Genomic DNA, 15,015 nt, shown 5'->3' with positions numbered 1-15,015 from the left:
TTTGTTCTGGGCGCGGTGCCCGCCATTGAAGAGTTGCGGCGTTAATCCTTGGGGATCGTCCAGCGGATCGAGCGGCTGGCCGAAGAGCGCATCGGCTGACCGTTCTGGTCCTTGGCGGGCGAATATTTGCCGCGTCGGGTCAGAAGGCGGCAGGCCGTTTCGTCGAGATCGGGCGAACCGCTCGATTGCGTGACCTGGCAATTCTCGATCTTGCCCTGCTCGTTGATCGTCCAGCTGACCCGCGTGGTGCCTTCCCGGCCCTCACGCATCGCGCCCGGCGGATAGTCATCATTCGTAATCCATTGCGACGGATCGCCCTTGGCGCCCGCAGCCTGCGAGATGCGGGGTGCGGGAGGAGCCGGCGGCGCGGTTTCGTGAATCACCGGCGCCTGCACCAACGGCGGCGGCGGCGCCACGATCGGTGGCGTCAGCGTCTGCGTCTGCACGATCGGCGGCGGTGCCACGATGGGCGGCGGCTCGACCTTCTGGTCAGGCGGCGGGGGCGGCGGCTTCTGCTCGGGCGGCGGCGGCGGCTCTTGCACGTCGACGATCTTGGTATCGACGGCGACCTTCTTGATTACGTTAAACGCGAGTCCGCTGATAAACGCATAACCCACGAGCGCGTGCAAAGCCGCGACGAGGATCAGCGCCACAACCCTGCGGGAGCTCATCTGCTGATCAGCATAAGCCATTAAGGAACTGCACTCCTTGAACGGATATTTATCCAAACGGCCGCAGGGGACCATCCGGCTTCGAGGCCGCCATACCATCTCAACGATTTTTTGGCGACTGTGGCTTTCCTATCGCGGGCCTCTCCCTTGGCGCAAGCCCTTATTCAGCGGCTACGTCAAACGACTGTAGAACATAAGTTGGCTTGAAACGGCCCTTTTCATCGTGCCAAGGCTATCACCCCGAGGAGACCGAGATGCGCCGCGCCCCAGATTCCCGCCGCTGCAGGCTCCTTTTGTTGGGCGCCGGCCTGATGTTGATCGGTGCCGCGCCTCCACCTCCCTTACCTCCGGTCGGCTATGTCGAGATGGCGGACATGGCGCTTTCCGCGCAGCAGGTGCTGGCCGTGGCGATCACGCGCGCGACACCGCTGAAGGCCGAATCCGCTGTGGGCGTAGCGCCCGGAAAGGTCCGCTTTTTCATCGAGGCGCATGTTGATGCGCTGATCGGCGGCAAGGGCCCCGCCCCGGCGGACATTCGCTATCTCGTCGATCTTCCCGCATCGATGGCAAAGGCCAAGCTCAAGGGGATGGCCGTGTTGCTGCTGGGCAATCCGACAGGCACGCCGGGCGAGTTTTCGCTGATCGGGCCCCACGCCCAAATCGCGCGCACGCCCGAGAATGAGACCCGGATTCGCGCCATCCTGACCGCCTCCCTCGCATCCGACGCGCCGCCACAGATCACCGGCATCGGCCATGCCTTCCACGTCGCCGGCACCTTGCCAGGCGAAGGCGAGACGCAGATTTTCGTGCGCACCGCCGATGGCCGCCCGATCTCGCTCTCGATTCTCCGGCGTCCGGGCGAGAAGCCGCACTGGGCGGTCGCGCTCTCCGAACTGGTGGACGCCAGCGCCGCGCCGCCGCAGCCGGAAAGCTTCCTATGGTATCGCCTCGCCTGCGGTCTGCCGCCCAAACTGCCTGACAGCGCGCTCGAGGGTGTGGGCGATGAGGATGCGGCGCAGGCGCGGCAGGATTATCAGGTTGTGATCGACGGGCTCGGTCCCTGCAAGCGGGCCGGTTAATCGCGGCCGAGAAATTCGAAGTCCCGATCGAAGGTGCGCAGCGAAGCGCCGCCATCGACGAAGATGACCTGACCCGTCGTGGCCTTCGCCTCCGTTAGATAAAGCACGGCGGCGGCTATGTCCGCTGGCGTCGGGAGCCGGTTAAGCGGCATCATTGCTTTTAGCCGCTCAAGCTGCGCCGCTGAATAATCAGGCGTCGGCAGGGTCAGTCCGGGCGCCACACCACAGACGCGCACGCGCGGCGCGAGAGCCCTCGCCAGCGCCTGCGTGATACCGGCAAGGGCCAGCTTGGATGCGGTATAGCTCGCCTGATCGGGCGGCGGTGATGCGATCCGCTGATCGAGCAGGTTGATGACCACGCCCTCGTCCTCACCCAGCCCCGCGGCCAGAGCCCGCGCAAGCAAAGCCGGCGCTGCGGCATTGATCGCATAGTGATCGAGCATGGTGGCCATGTCCGCGCTCGCCCAATCATCCCCGCCGAATCGGGAGGCGCTGTTGACGAGCACATTGGGCGCCTGCCCGAAATGCGCGGCAACGGCGGGGATCAGCGCATCGATCTCCTGAGGATCGGCGAGGTCGGCCGTGAACGCGCCCCAGCGCACCCCGGCGTGGCGAATCGCTTTTGTCAGATCGGGCTCAGGCTCGGAGGCGCGATGGCTGTGGAGCGCGAGGTCGTAGCCCGCCGTGGCGAGCCGCGCCGCAATCGCCGCCCCAAGCCGCCGCGTGCCACCGGTGACCAGGGCCAGTTTCAACGGCGGTGCCGTACCAGCGTCATGCCGATCGCCTCGCCACCCTCGGAGATCGCCAGCTTGACGATCTTTACCTCGACCCGGCGGACCCGAGAATCGCCCAAGAACAACGTATCCGCGATGTGATCGGCGATCGCCTCGATCAGCGTGAAGTGCCGGTCACGCGGCAACGCCTTCAGCACGGCATCGCGCAGATCGAGATAGTTTTTGGATTGGGACAGCGGCGTGCCCAGCGTGAAATGCGGCGGAGCATTAAGATCGGCGGCGATCGAGATGCGCAGCGGCTGGGGAAGGTGCGTTTCTTCCGAATAGATGCCGGTCAGCAGATCTATCGCGATATCGTCGACCTCAAGGCGCAACAGATCATCGGCATGCACGAGCGCAATGGAATCGCGGGGCGGGGAAAGGGGTTCGGCCAAGCTTGCGGGCATCATCGTTTCATCAGAGGTGGCGCGCCTTTCCCATTTCGTGCGCGTGGCCGCAAGCCGCGTTGCGTTTCGGGGCCGCTGCTCTATGCGCGGCGCGCCCATGACCGCCGCTCCTTCCACCGTCACTATTCGTCCACTCGGCACCGCTGATCCGGCCGCAATCAACACGCTGCTGGACGAAGCGTTCGGCGTCGATCGGCGCCGGCGTACGGCCTACCGGATCCGGGACGGAATGACGGCGCTCCCCGCCCTTTCCTTCGCGGCGTTCGACGAAACCGAAAGGCTGATCGGATCGCTGCAATGCTGGCCGGTGGCGCTGGATTTTCAAACCCCGCTCGTGCTGGTCGGCCCCGTGGCGGTGGTGCCCGATCTCCAGCGCGGCGGCGTCGGGCGGATCATGATGACGCGGATGATCGAAGCCGCCGAATCGACCCGGGCCGATCCCCTCGTGCTGATCGGCGATCCCGAATATTATGGGCGCTTCTTCGGCTTCGAGGCGCACTGGACAAAGGACTGGAGCGTGCCGGGTCCCGTCGAGCGTCGCCGCCTGCTCGCGCGCGTTCCAGAAGGCCTTACGCTGCCCGCGACGGGCCATCTCGGCCCCCGGCTGCATAATCCAGGCCTTTAATCGCCCCGCACCCCGCCCTAACAGGGCGATATGCCGGAAAGTGTCGTCCCGCCCGAAGACCTCAGCAAACTCTCCTTGGCAGAGATCGCGCAGCTCGTGGAAGAGAAGCGTCTTCCGCCCGTCGCGCAATGGAACCCGGCGCATTGCGGCAACAGCGGTATGCGGATCGCGCGGGACGGCACCTGGTATCATGAGGGCCGGCCGATAGTGCGACCCGCGATGGTAAGGCTGTTTTCGACCGTCTTGCGCCGCGAACCAGACGGTAGCCACGTTTTGGTGACACCTGTGGAAAAGCTCACCATCCAGGTTGAAGACGCCGCGTTCGTCGCCGTCGAGATGAAGAGCGAGGGCAGTGGCCCCGGGCGCGCCCTCGCTTTCCGGCTCAACACCGGCGAAATTGTATCCGCCGACGGCGATCATGGTATTCGCATCGCCGCCGGTGAGGACGGCCCCCGGCCCTATCTGCACGTACGGTCCGGGCTGGAGGCGCGAATCACCCGCCCGGTCTATTACGAGCTGGCGCAACTTGCCTTGGACGAAGGTTGCGACCCGCCGGGTCTTTGGAGCCGCGGTGCGTTTTTGGGCCTGGCGGAATGACATTGGCCACGCGCCTGGCCACTGCCCTTGCGCGTAGTGAGGGGTACGGCCCCCATGCCGACGATTTCGACGCCGGGCTGCCTTTAATCGCCGCAGCGGTGCTGGTGGCGATCACCGACCGGGCCGAGCCCGGCGTGATCCTCACGCTGCGCCAGCCGCACCTCCGCCGCCATGCCGGCCAGATCGCCTTTCCGGGCGGACGTGCCGATCCGGAGGATGACGATGCGATCGCCACCGCCCTGCGAGAGGCGGACGAGGAGATCGGTCTTAGCCCACGCGCCGTCGACATCGTGGGCATTTCCGATCGTTACCGCACCGGGACGGACTTCGATATCGCGCCGGTGATCGGGGTGATCGCCCCGGATCTTCCCCTCGTGCCGCATGAGGGCGAAGTCGCCGATGTGTTTGAGGTGCCGCTATCCTTCCTGCTCGAACCCGCCAATCATCGCCGCGAGTCGCGCGCGTTCGAGGGACGGGAGCGGGAGTATTATGCTCTGAATTGGGGTGAGCGCCGCATCTGGGGCGCCACGGCCGGCATAATCGTGAACCTCACTACCCGATTGGCGGCATTCGCATGAGGCTCCCGGAAAGTGTCTGGCGCTCGCGGGAGGGATTGCCGGCGCTGATGGCGGCGTTGGGCGGCGATCGGGACGAAGTGCGGATCGTGGGCGGCGCGGTGCGCGATGCCCTGCTCGGCCTACCCGTGGCAGACATAGATCTCGGCACGGTCCATGCGCCGCAGGAAACGGTGCGGCGGATCACCGGTGCCGGTTTCAAGGCGGTGCCGACCGGCATCGCGCACGGGACGATAACGGCGGTCCTCCCCTCCGGCCCGGTGGAGGTGACGACACTGCGGCAGGATCTCGAAACCGATGGCCGCCACGCGATCGTCGCGTTCACCAACGATTGGCAAGCGGATGCGGCAAGGCGCGATTTCACGATCAACGCGCTATCGGCAGGCGCGCTCAGCGGCGACATCCACGATTATTTCGGCGGCGTCGCCGATCTCGACGCCCGGCTGGTGCGCTTCATCGGCGACCCATTGCAACGGATCGCCGAGGATCATCTCCGCATCCTGCGCTTCTTCCGCTTTCATGCGCGCTTCGGCACCGGCGCGCCTGACGAGGCAAGTTATGCCGCTTGTGCGGCGCGTGCGCGCGATCTGATGAGCCTTTCGCGCGAACGCATCGCGCAGGAGTTGCTCAAATTGCTCGCGGTCGCCGATCCGCGCCCCGCCATCGCCGCGATGCTCGATGCCGCGATCCTTGCGCCCGTGTTGCCGGAGATCGACCGCGGCGGGCTGGCGCGGCTCGATCGGCTGGTGCAGATCGAGGGCGATCTCGCCGATCCGTTGCGGCGGCTTGCGGCATTGTTGCCAGCCGATCCAGCGATCGCCGATACCGTCGCCGCGCGGCTCAAACTCTCCAATGCCCAGCGCCGCCGGCTGACGCTCGCCGTGGACACGTATCTCGATTCGTCGCCGCGCTTGCTCGCGCATGCCTTCGGCGTGGAGGCGGCGATCGATCGCCTGTTGCTCGCAGGTCAGGCGGAAGCGGCGCAGGGGCTGCATGGCTGGCAGCCGCCCCGCCTGCCGATCACGGGTGGTGCGTTGATCGCACTTGGGTTGGCGCCCGGGCCGAAGGTCGCGGCGGCGCTGGCGCGGGTTCAGAGACAATGGGCAGAGGAAGATTTTCCCGATCGCGAACGGCTCGATCAGATCGCTGCCGAAGAAGTGAAGCGCGCTTAGGCGGCGCGCTTGAAGCCGTGCTGCTGCAGAAAGGCAAAGGCCGCATCGGCCTGAATGGCGCGGGCGAACCAGAAACCCTGGCCGATATCGCAGCCCAGCACATCGAGCAGATTGGCGGCGCTCTGATCTTCGATGCCCTCGGCGATTGTCTTCATCCCAAGCGCACTGGCCATAGCCAGTATGGCGCGAACAATCGCGGTAGAGTCGCGGTCATCGTGCATCGCCGCGACGAACTGCCGATCGATCTTGAGCACATCGATCGGCAGCTTCTGCAACGATGCGAGACTGGAGTAGCCGGTGCCGAAATCATCCATCGCGATCCGGCAACTATGCGCCTTGAGTTCGCCCAACAGCCGCGCGGCACGATCGGGATCGGCGATGATCGAGCTTTCGGTCACTTCCAGCGTCAGCCGGCTGCCATCGATGCCATGCCGCGCCAGCGCATCGCTGACCACCGTCGCCACCGATTCGCGCGCGAGTTGCACCGGCGAGACATTGACGCTGATATAGACCGGCAACGTGCTTCCAGCCTGGCGGTCCCAATCGGCCAGCGTACGCAGCGCGGTATCGATCGCCAGTTGGCCGAGCGGCAGGATCAGCCCCGATTCCTCCGCGACAGGAATGAAGTCTGCGGGTTGTATCGCACCGCGCTCGGGATGCGACCAGCGCGCCAGGGCCTCAAACCCCGCGACGCGCCCGCTGCGCAGCTCGACAAGCGGCTGAAAATCGAACCGAATCTCGCCATTGTCGATGGCTTGACGCAATTCGGTCTCCATTCGGAGACCACGCCTTGCATGTGCCAATTCGCCGGGCTGATAGATTTCGATCCGCCCCGATTTCTTCGCTTGCTTAAGCGCCACCTGCCCGTGGCGAATGAGTTCGTCCGAAGACGCGAGGCTTTCGTGCCAAAGCGCGCAACCGATGGCGCATTCGATTCGGAGCTCGATCTGGGCCAGGCGGATCGGTGTGCCGATCGTGCTTTGCAGCCGCCGCGCGACATGCAGCGTATCGCCAGGCCCCTCGATAAGACGGACCAGCACACCGAATTCGTCGGCGCCTAGCCGTGCGAGCAAATCGCCTTCGCGCATCGCGCCCACCATCCGCCGCGCGACGGTGATGATCAGCTCGTCGCCGGCAAGCGATCCGATACTTTCATTGACGCGGCTGAACCGCTTGAGATTGACGATCAGCACGGCAAGCGCGGGATCGCCGTCTTCCGCCGCCGCCCCTTCCACCGCTTCTTCAAAGGCAACCCGGTTGGGAAGCCCCGTAAGGCTATCGAGGAGCATTTCGGAGCGCAGCGAGCGTTCGGTTTCGATCGCTGTGGTGCAGTCGATCATCGTGAGCAATGTCAGTGGGCCGGGATCCAAGCGCGAAGCGATCGGCGCAAGATGGACCTGAAAATGACGCCCGCCGAGCCCCGGTTCACGCCAGTTGAACTGCTCGCTCGGGGCGTTCCCCGCGGCGAAGCGGTCCACTGCTTCGCGCAGTCCCCGCAAATCATCGGGGCTGGCGGCGTTGCGAAGGACGTTCCAGAAGGCCTGATTTCCAACGAAAACGCGCGAAGTCTGTCTTTCCATCGACGCGACTGCGGCCGCGATCGGAAGCGCCTCGATATAGGCCTGCAAGTGCGGATCGCGAGACACGGCTAATCGCGCATCGCTGGGCGACACGACCGGCGTGGCGCTTTCGCGCACGATCCTGGACATCTCCATCACAACCGGCCCTAACGCCGGCGCGTTAATTTTCCGTGCTCTTTCCGAGAGATTGCGTCGCGAAGCGATTATCGCGCGGGAAGCCCGTTGGCGGCATTCGCCCCGCCGCGCCGCGCGCGACGCGCCACGGAGCGAGGTCACTCTCGGTGCGAACCCGCCCACTGTCGCCGCCCATCGGCCAGGAAAGTCCATCAGCGAAGCGGAACGTGATGGCGTCCGACAGGCCGCCGTCCCGATAGCGTTGGATTTGCGCGCCCTGGCCGCGCTCCATCTCGGGCAGTTCGGCGAGCGGGAAGATCACCAGCTTCCGATTCTCACCGATGGCGGCGATATAATCGTCTTGCGGATCGATAGGTCGCGCCAGTTTGAGCCGTGCCCTTTCGCGCAGATTGACCACCTGACGGCCCTTGCGCGTCTCAGCGCTGATTGCCCCTTGATCGGCGATGAAGCCCTTTCCGTCGCTGGCGGCGAGCAGGATCTTCTGATCGGGTTTCAGCACGAGTAACGCCAGCGTCGCCGCTTCGCCTTCGAGATCGATCATCAACCGCACAGGCTCGCCGAAGCCACGGCCACCCGGCAATTTGTCCGCCGCCAGCGTATAGACCCGCCCTGTTTCGGCGAAGAGCAGCAGCTTGTCGGTGGTCTGGGCGTGGAAGGCGAAGGCGGGGCCGTCTCCCTCCTTGAACTTGAGCGTATCGGCCGCGGCGAGATCGCGATGGCCGCTCATGGCCCTGATCCACCCGCGTTGCGAGAGAATGACCGTGATCGGCTCGCGTTCGATCATCGCCTCCAGCGGAATTTCGCGCGCCGGGCCCTGTTCCTCGATCGTCGTACGGCGGCGGCCAAGCGCCGTCTCGGGCGCATAAGTCTCACGCAGTTTGGCAAGATCGCGCTTCAGCCGTGTCCGCTGGCGGGCGGGGCTTTCGACCAGCGCCTCCAGCCCCTTGGCCTCTTCGGCGAGTTTCTCGCGCTCCTTGCGGAGTTCCATTTCTTCCAGCTTGCGCAACGAACGCAGACGCATGTTGAGGATCGCCTCGGCCTGACGCTCGGTCAGCTCGAATTCGGCCATCAGTATCGGGCGCGGCTCATCCTCCTCACGAATGATCGCAATCACCCGATCGAGGTTGAGGTAGGTCACCAGATAGCCATCGAGCAGCTCGATCCGATCGGCGATCTTGGCGAGCCGGTGGCGCGATCGGGCGACCAGCACTTCGAACTGATGCTCCAGCCAGGCGGCGAGCGCCTGCTTGAGCGACATCACGCGCGGCGTGCGGTCCTTGTCGAGGACGTTGAGGTTCAGCGGCACACGGATTTCGAGGTCGGTCAGCCGGTAGAGGCTATCGATCAACACCTGCGGATCGACGGTGCGGCTGCGCGGCTCGATCACAATACGGATCGCCTCATCGCTCTCGTCGCGGACGTCGGCAAGGATCGGTAGCTTCTTGTCAGCGATCAGCTGCGCGATCTGTTCGATCAGCTTGGATTTGGGGATGCCGTAAGGGATTTCGCTGATGACCAGCTGCCAACCGCCCTGCCCCAGCTTTTCCGGCGGCAGGAAGCGCGCGCGAACACGGAAGCCGCCGCGGCCGGTGGCATAAGCCTCGGCGATCGCTGCAGGACTATCGGCGATGATGCCGCCGGTCGGCAGGTCTGGTCCCTGCACGAACTGCATCAGTTCGGCGGGGGCGCCATCCGGCTGGTCGATCAGGTAGATAGCGGCGTCGATCAGTTCGGCGGCATTATGCGGCGGGATCGAGGTTGCCATGCCCACGGCGATGCCCTGCGCACCGTTGGCCAACAGATTGGGGAAGAGGCCGGGGAAAACCTCGGGCTCTTCTTCTTCGCTATTGTAGGTGGGGCGGAAGGCGACGGTCTGCTCGTCGAGCCCTTCCATCAACTGGATCGCCGCCGCGGTCAGCCGCGCTTCGGTGTAGCGCATCGCCGCGGCGTTATCGCCGTCGATATTGCCGAAATTGCCCTGCCCGTCGACCAGCGGGTAGCGCAGCGCGAAGGGCTGGGCGAGGCGAACCATCGCATCGTAGATCGAGGCATCGCCATGCGGGTGATATTTGCCCATCACATCGCCGACGACGCGCGCGCACTTCTTGTAGGCCGAAGTGGGATCAAGCCGCAGCAGCCGCATCCCCCACAGCAAGCGCCGATGCACCGGCTTCAGCCCATCGCGCACGTCGGGCAGCGATCGGGCGGTGATCGTGGACAGCGCATAGACAAGATAGCGATCGGACAGCGCGCTATCGAACGGCGCATCGACGATCTGATCGAGCGGATCGGAGGATTGCATAGGCGTGCGCTAGCAGCGGTGCGCCGCCAATGCGAGACGCTTGCTCTCGACTGTGTTATTTGATTAGATCACCCCAAAAGGGGAAGGACATGACGGAACAAGCGACGCGCTCGATCGCAATCAACGAACGCATCGATACACTGGATCTGCTGCGCGGCGTCGCGATCTGCAGCATCTTGTTGATGAACATTCCCGACATGGGCGGCATCTGGGAGATCACCCGTCCGCCTTACCCCGCAACGTGGAATATCGACTGGATCGCTTACGGCGTCCAGCGTTTCCTGTTCGAAGGATCGATGCGTGGCCTTTTCACCCTGCTGTTCGGATCGGGCATGCTGGTGATGCTCCGCAAGACCGAGCGGGACGGCATGGCGGCGCCGATGGACGTGTTCGTCCGCCGCTGCATCGCGCTGATGTTCTTAGGGCTCGTCCAATTCCTGATCTTCCTGTGGCCAGGCGAGATTCTGTACAATTATGGCATGACCGGTTTCTTCATTCTGGCCTTCCGCAAAGCCAAACCGAAGACATTGCTGATCGTCGCGCTGACGCTGCTGACCCTGTTCAGCGTCGCGGGTTCCACCCAAGCCTTCGGTATCAAGAGCCAGATCGAAAGCGCCGCCAAGGCGGAGAAGCTCGTCGCCCAGCATAAGCCGCTGACCAAGGATCAGCAGGAAGCGATCGACGCCAAGAAGAAGATGGACGAGCGCCGCAATCCCTCGGCCCAGTTCATCGCCGACGAGGTCAAGCAGCGGACACACCTCGTGTCGCTGATCGGCTGGTCGGCCAAGACCTGGTGGGAAGATAATACCGGGGCAGCCGGCGTGTTCGGCTGCTTCGAAAGCTTCATCTTCATGCTGATCGGCATGGCGCTGTTCCGGATGCGCATCCTGACCGGCGAACGCGGTCTGGGCTTCTACGTGCGGCTAGCGCTGATCGGATACGGCATCGGCATTCCGCTGCGCATCGTCTCCAATTTGCTGCAATGGAAGATGGCGCTGGGCTTTGACTTCTTCACGGTGATGTTCGGTGGTCTTACCTACGAACCGGGCCGCCTGCTCGTGACGCTCGGCCATGTCGGCCTGCTGTGCTCGCTGTTCAAGGCGGGCGCGCTTGGCCGGGCCTGGCCCGCGCGTGCTCTCGGCCGGATGGCGCTGACCACCTATTCGCTGCAATCGATCCTCACCTCGATTCTCTTCTACGGCTTCGGCATGCTGAACCGGTTCGGCTTCGCCGGCTTGATGGCGACCGCGATCGGCATCTGGGTGATTACCGGCGTATTCGCGGTGCTGTGGCTGCGGAGCCATCAGCAAGGCCCCGCAGAATGGGTGCTTCGCCGCATCGCCTACGGCCGCCGCGCCGATGGCCCAACCGCCCTCAGCGGCCCCGACGGGACGCTGGCAACCGCTTAGAATAAGCTAGGGCGCCAGCGGCAGCCGCAGCACGGCATCCAGACCACCGCCGGCACGGTTGGCGAGCGTTACCGTGCCGCCGTGATTCTCGGCGATGGTGCGGGCGATTGTCAGGCCCAAACCGATACCGCCTGTCGCGCGGTTGCGGGATGGATCACCGCGCACGAACGGCTGGAAGGCGCGTTCGAGCAATTCGGCGGGCATGCCTGGTCCGCGATCGGCGATCGTCACCACCGCCACGCCCTCCTCCCGCCGCACGCTCGCCTCGACCGAAGCGGCATAAGCGATGCCGTTATCGATCAGATTTTGCAGCAGCCGCTCCAACGACAAGGGATCGCCCAGCACGATGGCGGGAGCGCTGCTGGCAAGGCTGACGTCGCGGCCAAGATCGCGGTCTTGTTCGATCAGCGCCATAACGAGCGCCGTGAGATCGACGGGGACGCGCATCCTCTCGCCCTCCGTATTGCGGACGAAGCCGATCGTGGCGGCGAGCATCGCGCGCATCTGCTCGACATCGCCCAGCACTTTCTCCCGCACCGCATCGGGCGCATCCTCGATCCGGAAAGCGATCCGCGCGAGCGGGGTGCGCAGATCGTGCGCGATCGCGCCAATCATCGCTGTCCGCTCCCCAACATAATCGGCGAGGCGGGATTGCATGCGGTTGAGCGCATGGGCTGCGATACGCAGCTCGGCGGGACCTTCCTCCGTGACGGCCGGCGCGAGCGGATCGGAACCGAGCCGATCGGCGGCGGCAGCGAAGCTGCTGATCGGGCGGGTCAGCGCACGCGCGAACCACCAGGCGAGCGGGACGAGCGCGACGATGCTGATCAGGAACCAAAGGATCATCCGCCGCTGCCAGGGCGCGATCAGCGGTGGCGGCGGCGTCTGCGCGATGCGCCACCCCTGTGGCGTCTGCACCGCGGCGATCAAGGGTGTGAAGAAGATCGTCTCGCCATGCCGCCGGTATACGGGCTGGCGCGGCCAGCGGCGGAAGGGCTGCTTGGCGGCTTCAGGCTCGAAATACAGGCGGACCTGACCATCCGGCCGTGCAAGCCGCTCAGCCAACATGTGCGTCAATGGTGGCTCGGCCACCATGCGCGGCCTCGGCATCGGCGCGCCGGCCTGAACGCTGGTCAGGAGATCGCGATCATGATCATGCTCCTGCGTGTCATGCGATCCGCCGGCGAGCGTCTCGGCGATCTCATCCAGGCGGTTGAATTGCGGGCGCGGCGGCGGGCTGATGAACAGGACGGCGATGCCCGCCGCCTGCGCGAACACCACGGCCGCCAGCAGCACGCCGAGGATCTGCCAGAAGACCGGCAGGGCGCGCAGCGAGCGGCGACTCATCCCTCCACCCGCAGCGCGAACATATAGCCTTCGTTGCGCACGGTGCGGATCGGATCGTCGGGGCTCAGCTTCTTGCGCAGCCGGCTGATCGTTACATCGATCGCGCGATCGAAGACATCGCTGCCCAGGCCGCGCGCATGTTCGATCAGTTGATCGCGGCTCATCACCCGCTGCGGGCGATCGAGGAAGGCGGTGAGGATGCGGAATTCGCCGTCTGTAAGCTGCACGGCCTCCAATCCCGGCCGCTCCAACGTGCGCTGGACGATATCGAGGGTCCAGATACCGAAGCGCCGGATCTTTCCCGCCGGTCCGCTCGTCGGCAGCTCGGCCCGCCGCCGCAGCACCGCGCGGACCCGGGCAAGGAGCTCGCGCGGGTTACAGGGCTTGGCGAGATAATCGTCCGCGCCGACCTCCAGCCCTACGATGCGATCGGTATCCTCGGCCATCGCCGAAAGCATGATGATCCCCGGCCCGCCCGCGCCGCGCAGGCGCCGGAGGATCGATAAGCCATCTTCCCCCGGCATCATCAGATCGAGCACGACGAGATCGAAACTCTCGCGCGTCAGAAACGCATCCATGCCCGCGCCGTCCGCCGCGCTTTGGACCTCATAGCCCGAATTGGCGAGGAAATCGCTGATCAGCGCGCGCAGATCGGGATCATCATCGACGACGAGGATGCGCTCGCTCATTGCGGCATCGCTTCCCGCTCATCGTCCCGCAAATCCTTCTCACGCTGCTTGGCCTCGGTCGTGCGCGGCTTGGGGCGGGGCCGGCATGGTCCTTCCAGCGATTGCTGATTAGCGGTCTTGGGCATATCCTTGAGCGCGATGCTGCCCTTGCCTGCGGGATCGAGCTGCTCAAAACGGCGGCCGGCGGCGCCCAGAAATTCCTTCTCGGTAATGATCCGATCGACATCCGCGTCTGCGGCGACCACGGGCTCCGGTATGTTGAGCCAGGCATAGGCCCCGGCCCCCATCGGCCCATAATAATCGCTTTCGCCCGCACGCGGCATGACGCCAGACAGCAAGCCGCCACGCCCCGACGGACCTCCGAAATCACGGCCACGCACCGAGTAGAGCGCGATTTCGGGCGCGATCTGATTTTCGTAAGCCGCGATCTCCTCGGGCGTGAGCTTGCCGTCATGATCCCGATCGAGGATGCGGAAGAAGCGTTGCGCATCGGCGATCATCTCGCCGCGATCAATCACGCCGTCATGGTTGCGATCCGCCGCCGCGACCCATAGCACCGATGGATAAGGCTGCCCCGGCGCGGCACGAAACGGCTCTCCCATCGGCGACAGGAAAACCGCCTGCGTGCCGGGCCGCGCGCAATAGGGCGCGTCGGCCGGCAACCGATCCTTGGCGAGGACCGGTGGAGTGATCAGGCAGAGAAGGGCGAGGACCGAGCGAAACATTCGCTGAAGCTAATAGCCGCTTAGCCTACCGGCAAATTGCAACGCTGAAACAGGCCTAGATCGATCGTTCGAGGCGATGCAGCAAGGCGCGCGCCGGGCTTTGCGAGGGTTCCTGGGCGGCATCGCCTTGATCGATCCGCGCGACACGCTGGTGAAGATCGAAACCGGCCAGCACCAATTGGCGACCGCGGGCCGGAAAGCGCGCGAGGGCATCCGCATCGATCGCGGGCACCTCTTCCAGGCGGCGGCCTGGATCGGAAGGATCGGTCACTGGCACTTCGCCTGCGGCTTCCGCCTTGCGCATCAAAAGCCATCCGATCACCTGCATAAGCCGGGTCGACGCCTTCAAGGCTTCGCAAGCAAAGAGCACGCGCTCCGCCGGAGTAAGGCCCTCGCGCTCGGATGCGTTACCCTGATCGAAATAGGCCCGCGTCTCGTCGGCGAGCAGAAGCGCCTCCGAATAGAGGCCTTCTATCAGACGGGAAGCGATGGCGTCAGCGCGCATCCAATACCCCTAAAGCGCCACCCGCCACCACGCCCTTGCGAGACGCGGTTAGCGGGCGGGTAAGATCATAGCGAACCTTCGATCCAGCCCTTGAGCGCGCCCTTGGGCGCAGCACCAACCTTGGTGGCGGCAGGCGCGCCATCCTTGAACAGGATCATCGTCGGGATGCCGCGCACGCCATAACGCGCCGGGGCATCGGGATTCTCATCGATATTGAGCTTGGTGATCGTCACCTTCTCGCCGAGCTCATCCGAAAGCTCCTCCAGCGCCGGGCCGATCATCTTGCACGGCCCGCACCACTCCGCCCAGAAATCGACCAGCACCGGGCCACTAGCCTTGAGGACGTCGCTTTCGAACGAGGTATCGGTGATCTTCTTCGTGGCCATCGTGGCGTGCTCCTATGCTTGGAGAGGATGTAAGGCGG

The 15,015-nt window shown here is 64.9% G+C and carries 16 protein-coding genes; 6 read left to right on the top strand and 10 right to left on the bottom strand.

Annotation, left to right across the window (positions count from 1 at the left end):
- Positions 1–41: 41 nt before the first annotated feature.
- On the bottom strand, positions 42–692 hold the full coding sequence (locus tag FHS31_RS08475) for an energy transducer TonB (RefSeq protein ID WP_167072916.1): 651 nt from the start codon (positions 690–692) through the stop codon (positions 42–44).
- Positions 693–982: 290 nt separating this feature from the next.
- On the opposite strand from FHS31_RS08475, the gene FHS31_RS08470 reads away from it, so the two are divergent.
- On the top strand, positions 983–1,750 hold the full coding sequence (locus FHS31_RS08470) for a hypothetical protein (RefSeq protein WP_167072915.1): 768 nt from the start codon (positions 983–985) through the stop codon (positions 1,748–1,750).
- Here FHS31_RS08470 and FHS31_RS08465 read toward each other — a convergent pair.
- Both FHS31_RS08465 and FHS31_RS08460 read right to left on the bottom strand, forming a co-directional pair.
- The gene (locus FHS31_RS08465) at positions 1,747–2,502 is read right to left on the bottom strand and encodes an SDR family oxidoreductase (protein WP_167072914.1); all 756 of its coding nucleotides are present in this window, start codon (positions 2,500–2,502) and stop codon (positions 1,747–1,749) included. The genes FHS31_RS08470 and FHS31_RS08465 overlap by 4 nt on opposite strands.
- Positions 2,499–2,930: a dihydroneopterin aldolase gene (locus tag FHS31_RS08460; protein WP_167073010.1), complete on the bottom strand. Its 432-nt coding sequence runs from the start codon at positions 2,928–2,930 to the stop codon at positions 2,499–2,501. Before FHS31_RS08460 ends, FHS31_RS08465 begins: the two co-directional genes overlap by 4 nt.
- Before the next feature lie 97 nt (positions 2,931–3,027).
- Between FHS31_RS08460 and FHS31_RS08455 the strand changes: the two genes are divergently transcribed.
- From FHS31_RS08455 to FHS31_RS08440, 4 genes are read left to right on the top strand one after another with little or no spacing between them, the layout of a single operon-like run.
- A complete protein-coding gene (locus FHS31_RS08455) occupies positions 3,028–3,555 on the top strand; it encodes a GNAT family N-acetyltransferase (RefSeq protein ID WP_167072913.1) in 528 nt (175 codons plus the stop codon).
- A 30-nt stretch (positions 3,556–3,585) separates the two neighbouring features.
- On the top strand, positions 3,586–4,152 hold the full coding sequence (locus tag FHS31_RS08450; protein ID WP_167072912.1) for a DUF1285 domain-containing protein: 567 nt from the start codon (positions 3,586–3,588) through the stop codon (positions 4,150–4,152).
- On the top strand, positions 4,149–4,730 hold the full coding sequence (locus FHS31_RS08445; protein WP_167072911.1) for a CoA pyrophosphatase: 582 nt from the start codon (positions 4,149–4,151) through the stop codon (positions 4,728–4,730). Before FHS31_RS08450 ends, FHS31_RS08445 begins: the two co-directional genes overlap by 4 nt.
- A complete protein-coding gene (locus FHS31_RS08440; protein ID WP_208408620.1) occupies positions 4,727–5,899 on the top strand; it encodes a CCA tRNA nucleotidyltransferase in 1,173 nt (390 codons plus the stop codon). Before FHS31_RS08445 ends, FHS31_RS08440 begins: the two co-directional genes overlap by 4 nt.
- Here the strand turns inward: FHS31_RS08440 and FHS31_RS08435 are convergent.
- Positions 5,896–7,608, bottom strand: a complete 1,713-nt coding sequence (locus FHS31_RS08435; protein ID WP_243843344.1) for a putative bifunctional diguanylate cyclase/phosphodiesterase — start codon at positions 7,606–7,608, stop codon at positions 5,896–5,898. The genes FHS31_RS08440 and FHS31_RS08435 overlap by 4 nt on opposite strands.
- A 31-nt stretch (positions 7,609–7,639) precedes the next feature.
- Positions 7,640–9,916 carry a DNA topoisomerase IV subunit A gene (gene parC, locus FHS31_RS08430; protein WP_167072909.1) on the bottom strand — a complete coding sequence of 759 codons (2,277 nt, stop codon included), beginning with the start codon at positions 9,914–9,916 and terminating at the stop codon, positions 7,640–7,642.
- A gap of 89 nt (positions 9,917–10,005) precedes the next feature.
- Here parC and FHS31_RS08425 point away from each other — a divergent pair, with 89 nt between their 5' ends.
- Entirely contained in the window at positions 10,006–11,325 is a 1,320-nt protein-coding gene (locus FHS31_RS08425) for a DUF418 domain-containing protein (RefSeq protein ID WP_167072908.1), read from the top strand.
- A gap of 6 nt (positions 11,326–11,331) precedes the next feature.
- Here the strand turns inward: FHS31_RS08425 and FHS31_RS08420 are convergent, their stop codons facing one another.
- The 5 genes from FHS31_RS08420 to trxA form a co-directional block, all read right to left on the bottom strand.
- A complete protein-coding gene (locus FHS31_RS08420) occupies positions 11,332–12,672 on the bottom strand; it encodes an ATP-binding protein (RefSeq protein WP_167072907.1) in 1,341 nt (446 codons plus the stop codon).
- A complete protein-coding gene (locus FHS31_RS08415) occupies positions 12,669–13,361 on the bottom strand; it encodes a response regulator (RefSeq protein WP_167072906.1) in 693 nt (230 codons plus the stop codon). The genes FHS31_RS08420 and FHS31_RS08415 overlap by 4 nt, the downstream gene beginning before the upstream one ends.
- Positions 13,358–14,086, bottom strand: a complete 729-nt coding sequence (locus tag FHS31_RS08410) for an EF-hand domain-containing protein (RefSeq protein ID WP_167072905.1) — start codon at positions 14,084–14,086, stop codon at positions 13,358–13,360. Before FHS31_RS08410 ends, FHS31_RS08415 begins: the two co-directional genes overlap by 4 nt.
- 55 nt (positions 14,087–14,141) lie before the next feature.
- Entirely contained in the window at positions 14,142–14,591 is a 450-nt protein-coding gene (locus tag FHS31_RS08405; RefSeq protein ID WP_167072904.1) for a DUF1465 family protein, read from the bottom strand.
- 65 nt (positions 14,592–14,656) lie between these two features.
- A complete protein-coding gene (trxA, locus tag FHS31_RS08400; RefSeq protein ID WP_167072903.1) occupies positions 14,657–14,977 on the bottom strand; it encodes a thioredoxin TrxA in 321 nt (106 codons plus the stop codon).
- Between the last annotated feature and the right edge of the window lie 38 nt (positions 14,978–15,015).

The organism is Sphingomonas vulcanisoli, assembly GCF_011761305.1.
GTDB lineage: Bacteria > Pseudomonadota > Alphaproteobacteria > Sphingomonadales > Sphingomonadaceae > Sphingomonas_I > Sphingomonas_I vulcanisoli.
The sequence above is the reverse complement of the archived record's forward strand: the minus strand, read 5'-3'. Positions and strand labels throughout refer to the sequence as shown.